This window comes from Streptomyces sp. NPDC006365 (assembly GCF_042870755.1).
GTDB lineage: Bacteria > Actinomycetota > Actinomycetes > Streptomycetales > Streptomycetaceae > Streptomyces > Streptomyces xiangluensis.
Genome location: NZ_JBIAHS010000008.1, coordinates 373,045 through 393,377 on the forward strand (window position 1 = coordinate 373,045; position 20,333 = coordinate 393,377).

At 69.5% G+C, this 20,333-nt stretch carries 17 protein-coding genes and 1 tRNA gene; 7 read left to right on the forward strand and 11 right to left on the reverse strand.

Translation table 11 applies throughout. From position 1 onward, the window contains the following. The first annotated feature begins 209 nt into the window (after positions 1 to 209). The gene (locus ACFYO0_RS23900) at positions 210 to 2,669 is read left to right on the forward strand and encodes an FtsX-like permease family protein (protein WP_388679333.1); all 2,460 of its coding nucleotides are present in this window, start codon (positions 210 to 212) and stop codon (positions 2,667 to 2,669) included. Positions 2,670 to 3,300: 631 nt separating this feature from the next. Here the strand turns inward: ACFYO0_RS23900 and ACFYO0_RS23905 are convergent. Both ACFYO0_RS23905 and ACFYO0_RS23910 read right to left on the reverse strand, forming a co-directional pair. Then, positions 3,301 to 3,522, reverse strand: a complete 222-nt coding sequence (locus ACFYO0_RS23905) for a hypothetical protein (protein WP_388679335.1) — start codon at positions 3,520 to 3,522, stop codon at positions 3,301 to 3,303. Positions 3,523 to 3,863: 341 nt separating this feature from the next. Then, positions 3,864 to 4,766, reverse strand: a complete 903-nt coding sequence (locus ACFYO0_RS23910; protein ID WP_388679338.1) for a TIGR03619 family F420-dependent LLM class oxidoreductase — start codon at positions 4,764 to 4,766, stop codon at positions 3,864 to 3,866. Positions 4,767 to 5,145: 379 nt separating this feature from the next. Between ACFYO0_RS23910 and ACFYO0_RS23915 the strand changes: the two genes are divergently transcribed. Then, positions 5,146 to 5,559 (forward strand): cupin domain-containing protein, encoded by a 414-nt coding sequence (locus ACFYO0_RS23915; protein ID WP_388679341.1) that lies wholly within the window; start codon positions 5,146 to 5,148, stop codon positions 5,557 to 5,559. Between the two features lie 188 nt (positions 5,560 to 5,747). Here the strand turns inward: ACFYO0_RS23915 and ACFYO0_RS23920 are convergent, their stop codons facing one another. Beyond that, a complete protein-coding gene (locus ACFYO0_RS23920; RefSeq protein WP_388679344.1) occupies positions 5,748 to 6,401 on the reverse strand; it encodes a TetR/AcrR family transcriptional regulator in 654 nt (217 codons plus the stop codon). A 154-nt stretch (positions 6,402 to 6,555) separates the two neighbouring features. Between ACFYO0_RS23920 and abc-f the strand changes: the two genes are divergently transcribed. From abc-f to ACFYO0_RS23940, 4 genes are all read left to right on the forward strand, one after another. After that, positions 6,556 to 8,175 (forward strand): ribosomal protection-like ABC-F family protein, encoded by a 1,620-nt coding sequence (abc-f, locus tag ACFYO0_RS23925; RefSeq protein ID WP_388679347.1) that lies wholly within the window; start codon positions 6,556 to 6,558, stop codon positions 8,173 to 8,175. A 49-nt stretch (positions 8,176 to 8,224) separates the two neighbouring features. Next, entirely contained in the window at positions 8,225 to 8,878 is a 654-nt protein-coding gene (locus ACFYO0_RS23930) for a CatB-related O-acetyltransferase (RefSeq protein WP_388679350.1), read from the forward strand. Positions 8,879 to 8,939: 61 nt separating this feature from the next. Then, positions 8,940 to 10,136, forward strand: coding sequence for a macrolide family glycosyltransferase (locus tag ACFYO0_RS23935; protein WP_388679353.1), 1,197 nt, complete (start codon positions 8,940 to 8,942; stop codon positions 10,134 to 10,136). 265 nt (positions 10,137 to 10,401) lie between these two features. After that, the gene (locus ACFYO0_RS23940) at positions 10,402 to 10,890 is read left to right on the forward strand and encodes a hypothetical protein (protein ID WP_388679356.1); all 489 of its coding nucleotides are present in this window, start codon (positions 10,402 to 10,404) and stop codon (positions 10,888 to 10,890) included. Between the two features lie 161 nt (positions 10,891 to 11,051). Here ACFYO0_RS23940 and ACFYO0_RS23945 read toward each other — a convergent pair. From ACFYO0_RS23945 to galU, 7 genes are all read right to left on the reverse strand, one after another. Then, positions 11,052 to 11,125: transfer RNA gene (locus ACFYO0_RS23945), tRNA-Ala, on the reverse strand. Between the two features lie 97 nt (positions 11,126 to 11,222). Further along, positions 11,223 to 12,593, reverse strand: coding sequence for a gephyrin-like molybdotransferase receptor GlpR (gene glpR, locus ACFYO0_RS23950; protein WP_388679359.1), 1,371 nt, complete (start codon positions 12,591 to 12,593; stop codon positions 11,223 to 11,225). 197 nt (positions 12,594 to 12,790) lie between these two features. Continuing rightward, positions 12,791 to 13,420, reverse strand: coding sequence for a GNAT family N-acetyltransferase (locus tag ACFYO0_RS23955; protein ID WP_388679362.1), 630 nt, complete (start codon positions 13,418 to 13,420; stop codon positions 12,791 to 12,793). A gap of 26 nt (positions 13,421 to 13,446) precedes the next feature. After that, on the reverse strand, positions 13,447 to 13,950 hold the full coding sequence (locus ACFYO0_RS23960) for a molybdenum cofactor biosynthesis protein B (protein ID WP_386354113.1): 504 nt from the start codon (positions 13,948 to 13,950) through the stop codon (positions 13,447 to 13,449). Further along, on the reverse strand, positions 13,947 to 14,426 hold the full coding sequence (moaC, locus tag ACFYO0_RS23965; RefSeq protein ID WP_386354115.1) for a cyclic pyranopterin monophosphate synthase MoaC: 480 nt from the start codon (positions 14,424 to 14,426) through the stop codon (positions 13,947 to 13,949). Before moaC ends, ACFYO0_RS23960 begins: the two co-directional genes overlap by 4 nt. Before the next feature lie 54 nt (positions 14,427 to 14,480). Continuing rightward, positions 14,481 to 15,803, reverse strand: coding sequence for a gephyrin-like molybdotransferase Glp (gene glp, locus ACFYO0_RS23970; protein ID WP_388679367.1), 1,323 nt, complete (start codon positions 15,801 to 15,803; stop codon positions 14,481 to 14,483). A 5-nt stretch (positions 15,804 to 15,808) separates the two neighbouring features. After that, positions 15,809 to 16,711 carry a UTP--glucose-1-phosphate uridylyltransferase GalU gene (gene galU / locus ACFYO0_RS23975; RefSeq protein ID WP_388679370.1) on the reverse strand — a complete coding sequence of 301 codons (903 nt, stop codon included), beginning with the start codon at positions 16,709 to 16,711 and terminating at the stop codon, positions 15,809 to 15,811. A 154-nt stretch (positions 16,712 to 16,865) separates the two neighbouring features. On the opposite strand from galU, the gene ACFYO0_RS23980 reads away from it, so the two are divergent. Next, positions 16,866 to 17,429, forward strand: coding sequence for a 5-formyltetrahydrofolate cyclo-ligase (locus tag ACFYO0_RS23980; protein WP_388679372.1), 564 nt, complete (start codon positions 16,866 to 16,868; stop codon positions 17,427 to 17,429). 99 nt (positions 17,430 to 17,528) lie between these two features. Here ACFYO0_RS23980 and ACFYO0_RS23985 read toward each other — a convergent pair whose 3' ends face one another. Beyond that, the gene (locus tag ACFYO0_RS23985; RefSeq protein ID WP_388679375.1) at positions 17,529 to 20,279 is read right to left on the reverse strand and encodes a penicillin acylase family protein; all 2,751 of its coding nucleotides are present in this window, start codon (positions 20,277 to 20,279) and stop codon (positions 17,529 to 17,531) included. Positions 20,280 to 20,333: the final 54 nt, after the last annotated feature.

The following is a 20,333-nucleotide window of genomic DNA, read 5'->3' on the forward strand; positions in this document are numbered from 1 at the left end:
GCCACACGGTGCGGGGCTGCGCGGGGATCGCCGGATGCATGGGGATCACCGTAGAAGCCGCATCTGTGCCGGTGCCATCGGTCCAGGGGGCGGATCGGAGGTAGGCCTGGCCCTACCCCAGGTCTCGGTTCTGCCGCACTGCGCCTCTGTGCCCCCGCACGGTTTGGTGAAGCCATCCCGAAACCGGCTCACCAGATCGAGGCCATGCTGTGCTGAGAATCGCCCTGCGCACGCTGCGTACCCGCTGGATCTGCTTCGTCGGCAGCTTCGTCGCCCTCTCGCTGGGCGTCGCGCTGATCGCCGTGATGGGCCTGGCCCTGGCCTCCTCACTGGACGCGCCCGAACGCCGGCCCGAGCGGTTCGCCGCGGCGCCGGTCGTCGTGCAGGGCGCGGACACCCTGCACGTTCCCACCGCGAACGGCGACGAGACGCGGCAACTCGCGCACCCGCATGGCATACCGGCCGACGTCGTCGCGCGGCTGAAGGACCTAGGGACGGTCGTGGCGGACCGGTCGTTTCCCGTACGGGCCCGGGGCGGCCCCCGCGAACTGGTGGGCCATCCCTGGTCGACCGCGGCCTTCACCCCGTACGAGATGAAGTCCGGGCACGCGCCCCGGGCGCCCGACGAGGTCGTCGTCAGCGGCGACTGGACGAGGCCCGGCGAGCGCGTACGGACCGACCGCGGCACCGTACGCGTCGTCGGCACCGTCGCCGGGCGCGGCTTCGAGAACGCCGTGTTCTACACCGACGCGCGGGCCGCCGAGCTGTCGCCGCGCAGCGTCCAGCTCGTCGTGGACGCGGAAGCGGCGGCCGTACGCGACGTGGTGCGCGGCAGCGGCGCATTGGTGCTCACCGGTGACGCGCGCCGTGACGCCGATGCCGATCCCGACCGGGACAGCGAGGCGCTCACCGCGATGAACGCCCTGTTCGGCACGGCCGGCGGGGTCACCGGCTTTGTGTCGGTGTTCGTGGTGGCGTCCACCTTCGCGTTCGCGGTGGCCCAGCGGCGCCGGGAGTTCGGGCTGTTGCGCACGGTCGGGGCGACCTCCGGCCAGATCCGGCGCATGGTCTTCGCGGAAGCCCTCGTGATCGGTGTGCCGGCTTCGGCCGCCGGCTGCGTCCTCGGGGCGTACGGTGCGCCATGGCTCGCCGAGAGGGTGGTCGACGGCGGTCTCGCGCCGGGCTGGTTCACGATCGGCGATCACACCTGGCCGTACCACCTGGCCTTCTGGACGGGCCTGCTCGTCGCGCTGTGCGGGGTGGTGGCCGCTTCGTGGCGGGCCGGGAGGACCGCGCCGACCGAGGCGCTGCGCGAGGCGTCCGTCGATGCGAGGACGATGACGTGGGGCCGCGGGTTGTGCGGTGCGGCACTGCTGCTGACCGCCGCCGTGACGCTGGGGCTGGCCCTGTTCAGCGATCCGGGCGACCTGCTGCACCGCAAGACGTACATCAGCCGCACCATGCTGCTGATCACCGCGGTCGCCCTGCTCGCACCGGTCCTGGTGCGTCCGCTGACCCGTGTGATCGCCTGGCTTCCGGCCCAACTGCCGGGCGTGGTGAGCAGGTTGGTACGCGAGAACGCCGCCACGGACGTACGCCGCACCGCCGCCGTCGCGGCCCCCGTCCTCGTCACGGTCGCGCTGGCCGGCTCGCTGCTCGGCGCTCCCGCCACCCTGAACGAGGCGAAGGGCGCCGAGATCCGTGCGCAGACGGCGGCCGACTTCGTGATCACGGCCACGGACGGCTCGGAGCTCACCCCGGCGACGGTGGCGCGGCTGCGCGAGGTACCCGGAAGCGTGGTCTCCGCGACCTCGTCGAGCGCCGTGCACACGATGGAGGAGGACGTGGCCCTCATCAAGTCCGAGGCCCGCGCAGCCGATCCACGCACACTCGCCGCGACCACCCGCCTCCCGGTCACGGCCGGCGAAGTCCGCGACCTCGACGACGACTCGATCATCGTCAACGAGGAGTGGGAGAAGCACACGGTCGGCCAACGCGTGGACGTCTGGCTCGGCGACGGCACGAAGAAGTCCCTGCGGATCGCCGCCGTACTGTCCATCGGCACGGGCGACAACGGCGTGTACGTCACTCCGCGCAATGCTCCGGGCGCCACGGTCGACCGGGTTGACGTGACCCTCGCGAAGGGCGCCGCCAGATCCACCGTGGCAAAGGTCCTGCACGAGACGGTGCGCGGCACAGGCGCCGAGATTCTCACCAAGTCCCAGTGGGTCCAGTCGAGTCACCCAGAGACCAACCGCACGACCCGACTCGGCATCCTTCTGGTCCTCGGCATCGCCTTGCTGTACACGGCCGTCTCCCTGATCAACACCATGATCATGGCAACCTCCGACCGCCCCCGCACCCGCGACCTTGCCTCCCTACGCCTGGCCGGCGCCACCAAGGGCCAGGCCCTGCGCACGGTCGCAGCGGAAGCCCTGCTGGTGGTGATGGTGGGAGCCGTACTCGGCCTCGTGACCACGGCCCTGAACCTGCTCCCGATATGGACCGCCCTGAGCGTCCTGTCGGCCCCCACCCCGCTCCGGATCCCGTGGCCGGAACTCGCCACAACGGTGACGGCGTGCGCCTTCCTCGCCGTGCCCTCGGCACTCGTCGCGGCGGGGGTCGCCTTGCGGCGAGGGGTGCTGCGGTTGGCGGGCGTACAGGAGTGAGGTTCGGGTCGGCGACCGCGTGGTTCCTCCGGATCGCTTCAGGGGCGTTCAATCGGCCGCTGGCCGTCGGTGCCACACCCCCTCTGTCCGCAGGGATCGTCCCCGAGGCCGGCCGGGACCTGCTGAAGCAAGCCGGCGCGCGCACTGCGGACCGATGTCACCACAGTGGGCCTCGTCGATCCCTCAACCCGTGGTATCTACGTGATCACACCACGTCGCAATCCAAACGCACCCTGACCCGCTGGATCGGTGCGTTTGCCATCTCGAGATGGGCGCGTAAGGTGCAAACATGCACTAAAGGGAAGAAAGGGGTATTGAGTCATGACGAGGCGCGTAGGACGAGCCGTAGCGGCTGCGATGCTTGTTGCGGCCGGCATCTTCGGTGCGTCGACCCAGGCCTTCGCCACTCCGCAGCCTCCCACCAATGGTGGCAATGGCGCGGGGCAGAGCGGCCAGTGCACCGGACCCGCCGCCGAACGCCCGACTTCCTGCCAGAGCCCTGGTGGTGTAAGCGGACGGTAACCGGCGATGCTCGCAATGAGCACCCACACACGGCCTCGGGAAGAACCCGGGGCCTTCATTCACGTTTCCCCCGTTCATGACCCTGGCCACTGTCAGGTGATCCCGGGGGTCAGCTGTGCCTTCTGCGTTGTGAGGTCGGTGGAGTCCTAATGACCCAGTCAAGCTGCTGTAGCGGTGCGCCCGCGATCCGGCCACGGGCCTCGTTCTGCGACAGCGCGGCGGGCAGCTGCTCACCTGGGACGACCGTGCGGACGGCGGCCCGTTCGGCGAGCGAGGAGACGATGGCGAGCGACACCTCGGCGGCGATCAGTGCACACCGGCCGCCCGCCACTGATCCGGTTCATCCTCATCCGGCTCGGATCGGGTCCGGGCAGGAGAAGACCGGCTTGAGCACGCGGTCGGAGGCGTGGCCCTCGGCCTGGTTCGTGGGTTCTTCCCGCGCGCACCACCCGCACCCACCCAGCCCTACCGGCCCGGGACAGCCCGGGCGTTCGGTCCCCGGACCAGGCCCTAGGGTGGATCGGATCGTCGTGCAAAACTCCTACCGTGACGCAGCGGGCCACCTGCGCCGACGCACGGACGACCACGTCGGGCTGCCGACGTCTTCCTCCCCACCCCAGGACGGACGGTTTCCGGCCCGAGCCTCCTACGACCGCCGAGTCGGTACCGTTGTCAGCCCCTCTCGACCAGGGTGATCAGCTCGGCAGCGTGGGCGATGGATCCGTCGATGCTGTGGACGGTGTACAGCGAGTCGACCATGAAGTGGTCGATCCCGGTGCGCTCGTGGACCGCCTTGATGACGTCGGCGACCTGCTGCGTCGTGGTGCCCTCGTCGATGTTGACCCGCAGGACCGTGTCGATCGCGGAGGGGTCCCGGTCGGCCTCGTGGGCCAGTCGGTCGATGAGCGCCCGCTGGTTCAACAGTCCGTCGATGTCCACATAACTAGGCACTACGACCAGCGGCAGCCAGCCGTCACCGCGCTCGGCGACCCTCCGCAGAGCGCGCTCGGACAGAGCGCCGAGGTAGAACGGCGGGCGGGGGCGCCGGGCCGGCTTGAGGGGAGCGTGGTGCAGGGGCACCGAAATCAACTCACCGCTGTAGTGGGCCGGGTCGTTGGTCCAGATGGCGTCGAGAGCGTCGAGCAGCTCGTTCATCCGCGCGCCGCGCCGGGTGAAGTCCGTACCCGCGGCCTCGTACTCCTCCGGCGACCAGCCGATACCGAAACCGGGCAGCAGACGCCCCTCACTGATCAGGTCGATGCTGGTGAGCGCCCTGGCCATCTGCACCGGCGGATACAGCGGGGCGATGAGCACATGCGTGCCGAGCAGCACACGCTCGGTGGCGCTCGCCGCGATGCCCAGAAGTACGAACGGGTCCGCGGCCGCGTTGAGTTCGGCGGGAATGGTGTTGCCCTGCCCTCCGTACCCGACCTTCGGGTTGACGGGGGCCAGGTTGCGGTCGCTCACCCACAGACTCGCGGCCCCCGCGTTCTCCACCTCGCGGGCGAACTCCGCGGTCCGGGCTATGCCTAAAGCCTGCTCGTGGAACTGCGGGAGCGCAAAACCGATCTTCATGGCTGTCCTTGCTGATAGTTGCTGAATAGCTGAATAGCCGCGGCAACACCGGCAGTAATCGATGGCGACCACCGCACGCCGGTTGCCCCGGAAGCGAGACAGCGGTCGGGTGTTCGTCCACGGCCGCCATACGTGTTGAGGCTACACACGTTGAACCCCGCAACTACTTCGGTATCAGGCTCTCGGCGTGTCGGGAGACGAGGCCGATTGGCAATGCCGTCTCGTGGCCGGCCGGCGGGCGGCCCGCACTGGCACCGCGTTGAACCGGACCCCGCAAACCTCCGTTGTGGCATGCGAAATGTACCGCCGATCAGAAAGACGACCAGTGTCCCTGCCTCCTCTGCATGTACCGCCGGACGGCGGCTCTCCCGTTTTCCTCGTGGGAGACACCTACACCACTCTTCTCGGGGCCGCTGGCACCGGTGGTGAACTCTCCTTGGCGGAAGCCGTGGTACCCGCCGAGGCCGGGCCGCCGCCGCACACCCACCACGGCGAGTCCGAGACGTTCGTCCTCCTGGAGGGGGCACTCCATGTGACCGCCGGCGACGAGGAGTTCGAGGTCGGGCCGGGCGGAGTGGTCTACGTCCCCAAGGGAGTGCGCCACTCCTTCCGCAACATCAGCGCCGATCAACCCGCCCGGATGTACTTCTTGTACGTTCCCGGCGGCATGGACGGCATGTTCCAGGAGATAGGGCGCCCCGGTGTCAGGGGCCGGGTCGGGCCGCCGCTCGACCCGGCCGACGTGGTGGCCATGGAAGCGGTCGCCGAGAAGTACGGCTACACCCTCGGCTGAGCCCGCGACAGGGGCGAGGACCCGGTTACGGGCGGGTGGGCCCACCTCAGGAGCACGGCGATCAACGAGCGAAGGGCGCCTGGGCCGCGGAGCGGGAAGAGCACAACTCGCGCAAGAGCAGACAGGCTCCGGCCGTCATCGACCTTGAGGACCCCCGCAGTCCTAGGGCCCACCCCGCAGGTCGGCCGTCAGGATTCTTCGCCCTGCGCAGGGCGGGTGAACGCTCCGGCGGCGGCGGCCAGGGTTGCTGTGGTGGCGGCGTGACCGGGCAACTGCGGATCAGGAGCGGTCCGCAGGAGTACTAGCTGGTGGTAGAGCGGTGCGGTGGCGGCGATCAGCAGACGCCGCGCGTCCGCGTCCGGCGGGAGTTCACCGCGATCGATGGCGCGCTCGACGAGGGCCTCACAGCGCGCGTACCGGTCCTCCCACAGCTGATGCTGGGCGTGGGCGGCTTGCGCGGAGCGGAACGAGGCGGCAATCAGGGCTTCGGGGACCGACGGTTGTGCGACCAAGGACTCCTGGATCTCGTCATTGAGGGCTGTCAGATCGCCGCGCAGCGAGCCGGTGTTCGGGGGCTGCCAGTCGTCCTCGCCGGCGGCGTCAAGGACGTCGGCGAGCAAGCCACCGACGTCCTGCCAGCGCCGGTAGACCGTGGCGCGGTGCACGCCGGCGCGGGCCGCCACGCCCTCCATCGTGAGCCCCTCGTAACCGTGTTCACCGAGTTCGGCGCGCACCGCGTCGAGAACTTGGGCGCGGATGCGGGCAGTGCGGCCGCCCGGTCGGCGGTCGGGCGGTGCGGTGGGGCGGGCACGTTCCGGCGGGTTGTCCGGTGGGTCTGTCATCAGGAATCCGGTTGCTCGGCGGGACTAGATCATGACAGCATCTTAAAGTAACAACTGTCGCACTAGTGGAGTTGCCGATGCTCTTCCGAAGCGTTCTTCCGGCCTTGCGGTCCCAGGCGACCGTTCCGTCCCTGACAGCTTCGGAGTTGCTCGTATGTCCACACAGATCACCGCGCTCGCAGTCAGCAAGTCCTTCGACGGCAGGCCCGTTCTCGACTCGGTGACCTGCTCGCTCGCGAAGGGTGAGTGCACCGGGATCGTCGGCGAGAACGGGTCCGGCAAGACCACCGTGCTGCGGCTGCTCGCCAAGCGGGAGCGCCCCGACCAGGGGGAGATCATCCTGCAGGCCGACGGCGGCGTCGGCTACCTCGCCCAGGACGGGGGCCTGCCAGCGGATGTGACGGCCCAGCAGGTCATCGACAAGGCACTGGGCGATCTTCGTGCGATCGAAGCACGGATGCGCCGCCTGGAGGCAGCGATGGCCGACGGTGACGAGTCGGCGCTCGACGCGTACGGCGAGGCCGTCTCGGCCTTCGAGCTGCGCGGCGGCTACGACGCCGATGCCCGGCTGGAACGCGCTCTGCACGGCCTCGGCCTGAGGCAGGTGGGCCGTGCCTCGACCATGGGCAGTCTCTCCGGCGGCGAACAGGTCCGGCTGCGTCTGGCGGCGGTGCTGGCAGCTGCTCCGGAGGTGCTGCTGCTGGACGAGCCGACCAACCATCTGGACGAGGCCGCCCTGGCATGGCTGGAGGAGCACCTGCATAGCCGGCGGGGCACCACAGTGGTTGTTTCCCACGATCGGGGCTTCCTCGAACACGTCGCTACAAGCCTGCTGGAGGTGGACGGGGACCGACGCAGCGTCGTCCGGTACGGCAACGGCTACGCCGGCTACCTCGCGGAGAAGGCGGCGGCGCGGCGGCGCTGGGCCCAGCACTACGACCGGTGGCGTGCCGAGGTCGACCGAGTGCGCGACTCGGCTTCGGGTACCGCCCGCCGGGTGGCCCCCGGCCGGGCCATGAAGGACGGCAACAAACTGGCCTACAACCAGGCCGGTGCCCGTGTGCAGCAGTCCCTGGCCAGCCGCGTCCGCAACGCCGAGGAACGGCTGCGCCGCCTGCAGGCCGACCCGGTCCCGGCCCCGCCGGAGCCTCTGAACTTCTCGCCTGTGCTGCGCGCCGGACAGCTGCACGGCGCCGTGCTCGACGCCGTCGGGGTGGCCGTCTCCGGCAGACTCGACCCGATCGATCTGACAGTCCGGGCGGGCGAGCATCTGCTGGTCACGGGCGAGAACGGCGCGGGCAAGAGCACCCTGCTGCGCGTCCTGGCCGGCGATCTGGCCCCCGTCCGCGGGCACGTCAACAGGCGCGGCCGGATCGGGTACCTCCCGCAGGACCCGGACCCCGGTTCGGCGGATGAGACCCTCCTGGCCGCCTACGCCCGTGGGCGGGCGGGGGAAGCCGACGACCACGCCGAACGGCTTCTGGCCCTCGGGCTGTTCGACCGGTCCCGGCTGGCGGTGCCAGTCAGGCGGCTCTCCACCGGCCAGCGGCAGCGGCTCGCCCTGGCGCGGTTGGTCAGCCGGCCTGCGGACATCCTGCTGCTCGACGAGCCCACCAACCACCTGTCTCCAGCCCTTGCCGAGGAGCTGGAGACCGCCTTGGCCGGTTTCGCCGGCACCGTCGTCCTCGTCAGCCACGACCGGTTGCTGCGGCGGCGCTGGAGAGGAACCCACCTGGCTCTGCGCGCCGCCCGAGGGCCCGTGATCAGAGGCTGAGGGTTCCTGTCCGACTCCAACGCCCGTTCCAGAGAGGAATCGACTCACGATGCCGGCTGCTCCCGCCGACCCCACCGTCCTGCACCCGATGCCCGAACAGCAGCGGGTGGTGCTGCTCAAGCCGCTGGTGAAGTCCCCGCTGATCGAAGTCGGCGAGTACTCCTACTACGACGACCCAAGTGATCCGACTGCGTTCGAGGCGCGCAACGTCCTCTACCACTACGGCCCCGAGAGACTCGTCATCGGTAAATTCTGCGCGCTGGGCACCGGAACACGGTTCATCATGAACGGCGCCAACCACCGTATGGACGGCCCCTCGACCTTCCCCTTCCCCACCATGGGCGGCTCCTGGGCCGACCACTTCGACCTGCTCACCAACCTGCCCAGCCGGGGCGACACCATCGTCGGCAACGACGTCTGGTTCGGCCACAGCGCGACGGTCATGCCCGGCGTTCGGATCGGCCACGGCGCGATCATCGCCTCCGGCGCCGTGGTCACAGGCGACGTACCCGACTACGGCATTGTCGGCGGCAACCCTGCCCGGCTCATCCGCACCCGCTACGACGCCGAGGACGTCGCCCGCCTCCTCGCCGTCGCCTGGTGGGACTGGCCCGCGGATCACATCACCGAGCACGTCCGGACGATCATGTCGGGATCGGTCGCCGAGCTGGCCGCAGCCGCCCCGCGCACTCGTCATCCGTGACACCGACGGATGCACCTCGATCCGTCCATGCCCACCCCGCACCCGAAACGAGTGATCGCCCATGTCCCGTCGCCGTGCCCACATCGCGATGGTCGGCATCCCCGCTGTCAGCCACGTCCTGCCGAGCCTAGAGATCATTCGCGAGCTGGTGGCCCGCGGCCACCGGGTCACCTACGCAAACGACCCAGCCGTGGCCGACCGGATCGCGGACACCGGCACCGAATTGGTGCCCTGCACCTCCATGCTGCCGGTTGCCGACAACAACTGGCCCGACGACCCCATCGCCGCGGCGAACCTTTTCCTCGACGACGCCATCCAGGCACTCCCTCAGCTGCGCGCCGCCTACGACCACGACCCGGCTGACCTGTACCTGTACGACATCGGCGCCTACGCCGCGCGCGCCCTCGCCGAATCGCAGGGCCGGCCCCTCATGCAGCTGTCCCCGACGTTCGTGGCCTGGGACGGTTATGAAGAGGAGATCGCGGCGCACCTGCGGAAGTTGCCGGGTGCCGACGTATACCGGGCGAGGTTCGCACACTGGCTCGCCGACTGCGGGGCGACTACCACGGACGTGGACGCCTTCTCCGGTCCTCCCGCACGGGCCCTGGCCCTGATCTCTCGGGCGATGCAGCCGTACGCCGACAAGGTCGACACCGACTCGGTGACCTTCGTCGGGCCCTGCTTCGACGCACGTGCGGACGCGGACAGCTGGACACAGTCAGCGGACGCGGAGAACGTACTGTTGATCTCCCTGGGCTCGGCGTACACGCGCCAACCGGAGTTCTACCGCCAGTGCATCGCGGCGTACGGAAACCTGCCCGGCTGGCACATCGTGCTCCAGATCGGCAAGTACACCAACCCGCACGAAATCGGCGACATCCCACCCAACGTCGAGGTGCATTCCTGGGTCCCGCAGAGGGCGATCCTGGAGCAGGCAGACGCCTTCGTCACCCACGCCGGAATGGGCGGCTGCGGCGAAGGACTCCTTGCGGGCGTCCCGATGATCGCCGTGCCGCAGGGCGCCGAGCAGTTCGTGAACGCGGACCGGCTCGTGGAGCTGGGCGTTGCCCGCCGCATCGACACCCCGGACGCCACTGCTGAAACCCTGAGAGCGGCCCTGAACGAACTGGTCACCGACACGGAAGTCGCCCGCCGATCGGCACAGTTGCGCGCCGACGCCCGGGCCGAGGGCGGCACCCCGCGCGCCGCCGACCTCATTGAGAACATGCTGGCCATCGCTGACGGACCGGCGGGCTGAATGGTGCTGTAGCTGCAAGCAACAGGTCTGATGACCGCCGCCGGCACGGCCGCAGAGCGATAGACGTCGACTATGCGACGGTGGTCGGCGAACGGACGCCCTGCCTTCCCTGTGTTGCGGGGAAGGCAGGGCGCCAGGCGTGCCCACTAAGCTCGCGCGGCGGCCTTCTGCGGTTCATGCCTCCGACCATGCAGATGCACTCCTTTCCGCGATGATCGGCTTCAACCCCTTCACCGGCTGCTTGACCAGCCGATGGTCTTGGTCCGTGACCCTGAACTCGGAGATCTCCAGCCGGATTCGCGACTACCGCCCGCGGCTGCCGCACCAGCGGTGGACGCCGGTCGCCGACCAGGTGCGAGCCACGGTGGCGGCGGCCGTACCGGCCACCTGCTACGAGGCACGGCGGCTTCTGTACGTGGTGGGGCGACTGGCCGTGTGGGCCGACAGCGGCGGACTGCCACGCGATCCCGGTGTCTGGCTGCGCACGGAGACAATCGACGCGTTCGTGCTGTCCGGCTGCCCGGGTCTGGACGGCTCGACCGTGCAGACCTGCCGGACCTGGCTGCGTCGCACCCGGGAAGCACTCGTCTGGGTCGAGCGGGGCGAGGCCCCGCCCGTGCGGATCGCTTCTCCACGAAAGCCGCAACCTCCCTACGAACAGGGCGAGTTGGCCCGGCTCCGGGACTGGGCAGGGCATCCCCCGGGACGGGCCCGTCTGGACGGGCACCGGGGCTGGCCGCCATGCCTTCTGTAACCTGCGGCAGCACACCAACCCAGCCCTCACCAAGGACCGCTGCCATCCATCACCCCGAACAGGCTCGAACAAGCCCCAGAAACGACAAAGATCCCGACCGATCATGATGATCAGCGGGATCTCGTCAACCGCTCCCGAGCGAACTCAAGAACAGTCGTGCGTGGACCTGAGGGGATTCGAACCCCTGGCCCCCTCGATGCGAACGAGGTGCGCTACCGGACTGCGCCACAGGCCCTTGCAACGAGGGAAACTCTAGCATCCGCGTCCGGGTGCTTGGAAATCCGTTCCTGGCTGGTCAAGGGTGGGGCTTCTGGGGCATTGCCACTCGCTCGTCACTCGTTGGCGGCGCGCGGACGGTCGCCGTCCTCGTACTGGTCGAAGAGCGGAGTGCGGCCCCGTTCGCGGGCCCGGCGGGCCGAGGCGGCGCGGCGGGCGTCCGCGGCGCCGTCCGAGTCCGCGTCGGGCTCGGACGGCTCGTCCTCCGGCGTCGGAGCCGTCCCTGCCGCGGGGCGCTCGGCCGCGCTTGAGCGTGCCGAACTCCACGCGTCGGGTGCGCCCAGGTCGACACCGGCCGTGGCGCGCGGGGCGACAGGGGCCGTCACGTAGGTCGGCAGTGGTACCGGGACGGGGTCCCAGCTGTCGCCGCCGGCCGGACCGCGTCGGCGTTCGCGCTGCTGGTCGACCCACTCCGCGTGGTCGGTCTGCTCCACGAGGGCTCGGCGGTCGGCGGCCAGTGCGGACAGGCCGGAGTCACTGGTCGGCTCCGGTCCGTCCTCCGGGTCGTCCGCGGCGGACGGCTCGGCGGACGGTCGCCGCCTCGGCTGCCGTTCCCGCAGCCGCTGCGCCGCGGCCTCGGCGCGCCTTCGGTCCATCGTGTACGTGAACCTCCGCCGCTCCTGGGAGCGCAGATACGCGATGTAGACGCTCAGCATTATCGCCGGCACCCCCGGCGCCCACAGGAACGCGAGCCCCCCGACAGCCGCCACAATCGCGCCGAGTGTGAAGGCGAAGAAGAGGACCGTGGTCGTACGCCGCCGGCGCGCGAGCACCTTCGAGCGCCGGGCGCGCGCGGCGGCCTCCGCCGCGGCAGCACGGCGCGAACGAGCCGAGGAGGAGGACGCGGGCGAGGAGGAGGACGAGGACGAGGACTGTGCCGGTGACGACGACGGCTTGGTGCTCGACTTCCCTCCCGGCTTGGCCCCCTGCTGAGGCACCGGCCTGCCACCGACCGAACGGCCAGTCTGCGACGCCGACTTGGCACCGGGCTTAGGCGCACCCGCCGATCCCGGCCTGGACGCCGAGTCAGCCGCCCGCTTCCCGGAAACGGCAGCCGAAGCCGAAGGCCCACCCTCCGGCGCGGGCCGCCCCTCACCGCGTGCGCCCCGGGCACCGTCCCGTACGTCCGCGACCTTGCCCCGCGCCTCGCGCCGGGTCTGAGGCATGGCGAAGGCCCGGGCGTCCACCGATCCGGTAAGGCCGTCCGGTTCGGCGGCGTGCTCCCCCTCATCGGTGGAGCGCGCCCGCAGGTCCTTGGCGTATCGGCGCTCCATCCCCGCCCGTCCGGACAGCAACCGGATGGCAGTGCTGAAGCGTTCCGTCGGACGGGCCTCATTCAGCTCGTCCTGCCTACGGAGCCACATGGGCACCAAGTAGGCGGCCCAGGCCCCGACAATGACTGCGTAGATGAGGCCGCTGCTGCTCACGCCTCACACGGTAGAGGGGTTTGCGTGAGGCCATCTGCCAATTCCGCCGGTGTGTCGCACGATCTGGCTGATATTTCGAGCTTTTTTTGCGACCGATGCGATCAGCAGGCCACCGAGAGCGGGAAATTAATGCCTGAGGACGGTCGATCGCCGATCATTTTCGAACATGCATTTCATTTGGTCGGTGTTAGGCGGTGTTAGGCGGTGTTCCGTGGGGTGTCCCGCGGCGAGTTTTCGGACGTGTTTCGCGAACGAGTCCGCCGCCAGCGGCTGAGCAGGCCCTCAGGGATCTCTTCCGCCGTGAGCGCGAAGACGAGGTGGTCGCGCCAGGCCCCGTCGATGTGAAGATAACGTGGACGAAGTCCTTCCTCGCGGAATCCGAGTTTCTCCACGACCCGGCGGCTGGGGCCGTTCTCGGGGCGAATACAGACTTCGATGCGGTGCAGCCCGATGGTGCGGAAGCAGTGGTCGACCGCGAGAGCGACGGCTGTCGGCATCACTCCGCGTCCGGCGACCGCCTCGTCCACCCAGTACCCGACATGGCCCGAGCACATCGAGCCCCAGGTGATTCCGGCGACGGTCAACTGCCCGACAAGCCGCCCCTGGTACTCGATGACGAACGGCAGCATCCGGCCCGCGTTGGCCTCGGCGCGCAGGTGCCGGACCATCTGGCGGTAGGTCGGCCGGTGCGCTATCGGCCCGGTGGGTGTGGGCGGCGGGATGGTGGCTTCCCAGGGGCGCAGCCAGTCCCGGTTGCGCCGGTTGACGTCGCGCCAGGCCCGGTGGTCGCGCATCTTTATGGGCCGGAGGACGACATCACCGTCCACCAGCTCGACCGGCCAGGATGGGCTGTTCAGCTCGCACCCCCGCTGCCGCTGGGTCTGGGGTGATCGCCACCGCGGAGCTGGTCCACGGCGTGGATCAATAGGGGCCGCAGAACGGCGAGTCCGTCCCTGACCCCGCCGGTGGAGCCCGGCAGGTTCACGATCAGTGTCCGCCCGGCAACTCCGGCCAGTCCCCGGGACAGCGCCGACGTCGGCACCTTCTCCCTTCCGAACGCTCTGATGGCCTCCGCAATGCCCGGCACCTCGTGGTCGAGGACGCTCCGGGTCGCTTCGGGGGTGCGGTCGGTGGGCGAGATGCCGGTGCCTCCGGTGGTCACGATGACGTCGTACCCGGCCTCGACGCCCTCGCGCAGGGCGGCCTCCACGGGGTCCCCGTCGGGCACTGTCCGCGGCCCGTCCACCTTGAAGCCGTACGAGACGAGCCCCTCGGCGATCAATGGGCCGCCCTTGTCCTCGTAGACCCCGGCGGCGGCGCGGTTGGATGCCGTGACGACAAGGGCGCGATACGTCACGTCCGGCTCCAGTCGCCCGACTTGCCGCCCGTCTTCTCCTCAACGCGTACGTCCGTGATGACCGCCCCCTTGTCGACCGCCTTGACCATGTCGATCACGGTGAGAGCCGCCACGCTGACCGCGGTGAGGGCTTCCATCTCCACACCCGTACGGTCGGTGGTCTTCACGGTGGCCAGGATCTCGACGGCGTCGTCCGCGACCGACAGATCAATCTTGACACCCGCCACCGACAACGGGTGGCACAGCGGAATCAGGTCCGGTGTGCGCTTGGCGCCCATGATGCCCGCGATGCGTGCGGTGGCCAGTGCGTCACCCTTGGGGAGGCCCTCGCCGCGCAGCAGCTCGATCACCCGGGGCGAGACCAGGACCCGGCCGCTGGCGCGAGCGGTGCGCGCGGTCACGTCCTTCCCGGACACGTCGACCATGCGGGCGGCGCCCGCCTCGTCGATGTGGGTCAGTCGGTCGTTGGTACTCATGGCGCTCCCGGTCGGGCCTGTTGTGCGCGACACGGTACCGCCATCCCGGCCCGGTCAGCCGAGGAGTACCACCTCGACCTCGGTGCCGGGCTCCACGGATTCCACGGTCTCGGGGACCACGATCAGGGCGTCGGCCCGGGCGAGGGCCGCGATCAGGTGCGAGCCGGCGCCGCCGACGGGGGTCACTTCTCCGTTCGCGTACCGCCCGCGCAGGAACTGACGGCGTCCGGCGGGCGAGGTCAGCGCCTTGTCCGTCTGCAGGACTGCCCTGGTCGTGGGCCGGTGGATGTCGTCGACCCCCATCAGGGTGCGGATCGCGGGGCGTACGAACAGCTCGAAGGAGACGTACGAGGACACGGGGTTGCCCGGCAGCGCGAGCAGCGGGGTGTGGTCGGGGCCGATGGAGCCGAAGCCCTGGGGCTTGCCGGGCTGCATGGCGAGCTTGCGGAATTCGATGCCGCTGCCGGGCTCGTCCTCGTCGCCGACGGACTCCAGTGCCTCCTTGACGACGTCGTACGCCCCCACGCTGACGCCGCCCGTGGTGACCAGGAGGTCGGCGCGGATGAGCTGGTCCTCGATGGTGGCCCGGAGGGTCTCGGCGTCGTCGGCGACCGCGCCCACGCGGTAGGCGATGGCTCCGGCGTCGCGGGCGGCGGCGGTCAGCGCGAAGCTGTTGGAGTCGTAGATCTGGCCGCTGCCCAACTCCTCGTCGGGCTGGACGAGTTCACTGCCGGTGGACAGGACGACCACGCGCGGGCGCGGGCGCACTCGTACCGTCCCCCGGCCGATCGCGGCGAGCAGCGCGATCTGGGGCGGGCCGAGGACGGTGCCCGCTTCCAGGGCGCGGTCCCCGGCCTTGACGTCGCTGCCCTTCGCGCGCACGTGCGCGCGTGCCGGAGCCGGGCGGTGCACCTGGACCTGGCCGGACGCACCCTCGGGGGCCGTGCTGTGGGCGCGCATCCGGGAAACGGGGCCCTCGCCGAGGCCACCGTCGGTCCACTCCACGGGGACGACGGTCTCGGCGCCCGGCGGCAGCGGGGCGCCGGTCATGATGCGGGCGGCCTCGCCGGGGCCCACCTGGAGCGGCCCGGCAGGACCCGCCGCGACGTCCCCGACGACCCTGAGGGCGGCCGGGAACTCCTCGCTCGCGCCCGCTACATCGGCGACCCTGACCGCGTACCCGTCCATCGAGCTGTTGTCGAACGGCGGCAGGGAGACCGGCACCGTGACGTCCTCGACCAGGACACAGCCCTGGGCGTCGAGGAGTTGCAGCTCGATGGGTTCGAGGGGGCGGACGGTCGTGAGGATGTCCTCCAGGTGCTCGGTCACCGACCAGAGGTGGTCCTGGCCGGTGACGTGGGCCGCGGTGCTGCTCAAAGTTGCTACATCTCCTCGGTGACGTAACTGCGAAGCCAGGTCCGGAAGTCCGGGCCCAGGTCTTCACGTTCGCACGCGAGTCGGACAATGGCACGCAGGTAGTCGCCTCGGTCGCCGGTGTCATAGCGGCGGCCCTTGAAGACGACGCCGTGCACGGGTCCGCCGACCTTCTCGTCGGCGGCGAGCTGCTGGAGGGCGTCGGTGAGCTGGATCTCGCCGCCGCGGCCCGGCTCGGTCTTGCGGAGTATGTCGAAGATGTGCGGGTCGAGGACGTAGCGCCCGATGATCGCGTAGTTCGACGGGGCGTCCGTCGCGGACGGCTTCTCGACCAGGTCGTGGACCTTGACCACGTCGCTGTCCGCGGTGGTGTCGACGGCCGCGCATCCGTAGAGGTGGATCTGCTCGGGCGCGACCTCCATGAGGGCGATGACGCTGCCGCCGTACTGCTCCTGGACCTCGACCATGCGCGCCAGCAGGGGGTCGCGCGGGTCGATCAGGTCGTCGCCGAGGAGGACGGCGAAGGGCTCGTGGCCGACGTGCGGGGCGGCGCACAGGACGGCGTGACCGAGGCCCTTGGGGTCACCCTGGCGCACGTAGTGCATGGTCGCGAGGTCGCTGGACTCCTGCACCTTGGCGAGCCGGTTGGCGTCGCCCTTCTTCTGAAGGGCCGATTCCAGCTCGTAGTTGCGGTCGAAATGGTCCTCAAGGGGACGCTTGTTGCGGCCTGTGATCATGAGGACATCGTCGAGGCCCGCGGAGGCGGCTTCCTCGACCACGTACTGGATCGCCGGCTTGTCGACGACCGGCAGCATCTCCTTGGGAGTGGCCTTGGTGGCCGGCAGGAACCGGGTACCGAGACCTGCTGCGGGGATGACAGCCTTGCTGATCCTGGGGTGTGCCTGAGTCATGCCCGTCACCTTATCCGGTGCCAATGTTCGGAATATGTGGCTCCGGTTAATTCGCTCTCATATGAGTGCATCAGCGAGAGTACGGGAGCTAGTTGTGAGTCGGCCGAGACCGGATGCGGAGCCTGGCAAGCGAATGTTGCGGCAGGAGTTCCTCATGGTGAGAAGCCGGTTGACGGCTGATGACGGACGGGAATCGGAAGCCGCACTCGCCGTTCGCGCCCTGGAGCTGCCCGAACTGGCGCAGGCGCGCACCGTGGCGGCGTATGTCTCCGTGGGGAGCGAGCCGGGTACGCGCGCGCTCCTCGACGCGCTCCACGCGCGCGGGGTACGCGTTCTGTTGCCGGCCCTGATGGCGGACAACGACCTGGACTGGGGCGCGTACGACGGTCAGGACTCGCTCGTCCGCGTACAACACCGGGGAAAAATGGCCCTCCTGGAGCCCGCGGGCGAGCGCCTCGGACCGGATGCCGTGCTCTCGGCCGATGCCGTCCTGCTGCCGGGGCTCGCCGTGGACGCGCGCGGGATGCGGCTCGGTCGTGGTGGAGGGTCGTACGACCGGGTGCTCGCGCGCCTGGAGAGGGCGGGGGCCGATCCGGCGCTGGTGGTGCTGCTGTACGACTCCGAAGTGGTCGATCGTGTCCCCGAGGAACCGCATGACCGGCCAGTGCACGCGGTGGTCACCCCTTCGGGAGTGCGTCGCTTCCGTCGGCGCCCGTAGAGACTGATCTGCCCGGAGAGGCAGATCTGCGAAATGGCCCTCCACGCGCGTGGAGGGCCGTTTTCACGGGGAGGCCTGCCGAAAGGCCGTCCGTCCGGCTCAGGGCTTCAGCAGCAGCGTGTCCTCGGTGCTCTCGTCGACCGCCCGCTTCGTGGAGACCCAGTCCAGCAGCTCGCCCTTGGCCCACTTGTCGGTCTGGTCGATGTAGTGGGCGTTGTAGGCGTGCCCGGAAGCGCCGGTGAGATTGATCCACTTCGACTTGTCGAAGTCGTCGAGGTTCACCACCATCCGCATCGACGGCACCCAGACCACGGTGTAGCCGCCCGCGGCGTTCCAGCCGGTGGCGCTGACCGCGGCCTCGCCGCCGCTCATGTTGTACGGGCCGCGGTTGAGCATGAACTGCAGGAAGCCTGGTCCGTCGGTGCCCATGGTCTGGTTCTTCAGGTACAGCCGGTGCAGGCGGCCCCAGTTCCAGGTGTCCATGTCCTTGCCGAGCTTGGCGGTCAGCTCCCAGCGGGCGTCCTCCAGGGCCCGCCCGAAGAGCTCGTCGCGGTTCGTGGCCGGATCGTCGGTGCGGTTGCCGGGCGCCTGCCACCAGTCGCTGTCCTCGTCGTCGAGGATGGTCCTGACCACCTCGAACCAGCGGTCGCCGCCGTCCGGCTGCGCGCTGTCCGCGTCACGCTGGCCGCACTCCCGCACCCGCCGGTCCTCGTCGGCCGGACCAGTGGTGTCGACCGGCTCGACGTACAGGCACTGGCCCTCGACCCGCAGTTCCTTGGGCAGCTTGTTGCCGAACGCGAGCTTCAGGATGTTGCGCCAGACCGCGTTGAAGTAGGCGGCAGCCGCCGAATCGGCTTCCTGGGTGTAGTTCCAGCCCTCAAGGAGCTTCTGCCCGTCCCGTACGTCCTTGTCGGGGACGTCGATCTTGAGCAGCAGGGGCACCAGAAGCTTGGCGATCTCACTGCTGTTGTCGAGCTGCATCTGGCGCATGTCGTCGGTCGAGACCTTGCCGCCGCCCTTGAGCTTCGACTCGATGAGATCGGTTATCCGCTGGCTGCGTGTGCCGTAGCCCCAGTCCGTGGTCAGCGTGTAGGGGTACTGCTCCTTGTCGACGACGGCCTGGTTGGCGGTGACTATGTAGCCGCGGTCCGGGTTGTACTCGTAGGGCAGCTCGGACTGCTTGATGTAGCCGGTCCACTCGTACTTGGAGTCCCAGCCGGGCGACGGGAGCGAGCCGTCGCCCTCGCCGCGCTTGGGGATCCTGCCGGGCAGCTGGTAGCCGATGTTGTTCTCCGTGTCGGCGTAGATCAGGTTCTGCGAGGGCACGTCGAACAGGGCGGCGGCCTTGCGGAAGCCGGTCCAGTCGGTGGCCTTGTTCATCGCGAAGACCGCGTCCATCGAGGTGCCGGGGTCCAGGGCGGTCCAGCGCAGGGCAATGCCGTAGCCGTCGCCGCGGTCGGGTGCCTCCTGGTCGACGGTGGCCTTCTTGCCGACCTTCACGAGCTCGTCGTCGCGGTCGGACAGCAGCGGCCCGTTGTTGGTCTCCCGGACAACGATGGTCTTGCTGGCGCCACCCGCGACGTCGATCTTCTCCTCGCGGGTGGTGAAGGACCTCACCTTGCCGTCGTACTCGTAGCCGTCCCCGGTGAGCTTCTCCAGGTACAGGTCGGCGACGTCGGCACCTGAGTTGGTCATCCCCCAGGCGATGTTCTGGTTGTGGCCGATCACCACGCCCGGCAGCCCCGCGAAGGTGTACCCGGAGACGTCGTACTGGCACTTGTCGGAGACGCTCCTGCAGTGCAGGCCCATCTGGTACCAGACCGACGGCAGCGACGGCGACAGATGCGGATCGTTGGCCAGGAGCGGCTTGCCGCTGATGGTGTGGGCGCCGCCGATGACCCAGGAGTTCGAGCCGATGCCGTTGCCGTTCACACCGACGGCCGTGGGGACGTCGTCCAGTTCGTCGTAGAGGCCCGACAGCTGGCTCTGGAGACCGTCCTCCGGGGCCGTGGCGCCGCCGGCGAGCCCGGCGGAGCCCCCCTCGGACGCGTCCGTGCTGCCCCGCTGCTCGTACTCCTCGGTGGTCCGGTTGTACTCACCCTCCTGCACGATCGTCTTGTTCCGGTCGTACGGGTACCGCGGGTACAGGTCGGCGATCTGCTGCGGGCCGAGACGGCTGGTCATCAGGGAGCGGTCGATCTCGTCCTGCATGTTGGCGCGCAGGTCCCAGGCCATCGCCTTGAGCCAGGACACCGAGTCGACCGGAGTCCACTCCGCGGGCTTGTAGTCGTTGGAGAAACCGAGCGCCGCGTACTCCAGCGAGATGTCCTCACCGTCCTTGCCCCGGAGATAGGCGTTGACTCCCTTGGCGTACGCCTGGAGGTACTTCTTCGTCTCCGCCGACAGCTTGGTCTCGTACTCCTCCTCCGCGACCCGCTTCCAGCCGAGGGTGCGCAGGAACTCGTCGTTGTCGACCTGGCCCTTGCCGAACATCTCGGAGAGCCTGCCGGACGTCATGTGGCGGCGTACGTCCATCTCGTAGAACCGGTCCTGCGCCTGGACATAGCCCTGCGCCATGAACAGGTCCTCGTCGGTGGCGGCGTAGATCTGCGGGATCCCGTTGCCATCACGTTTGACGTCCACGGGTCCTGACAGACCGTCCAGTTCGATCGATCCCTTGGTCTGCGGGAAGGAGGCGCGCACGGTGCTGATGGACCAGAACGCCCCGTACCCGACGCCCCCGATGATGGCCAGCACCAGGACGATCAAGATCAGACGGGCTCTGCGCCCCTTCTTCCTGCCGGACTTGCCGCGCGTCTGACCGGAAGAAGAGGTGGTGTTGGGGGGCATCGCTGTCCTTGCTGTCCTCACGCGAGCGGCAGGCGGGGCCGTGCTTTTGACTGA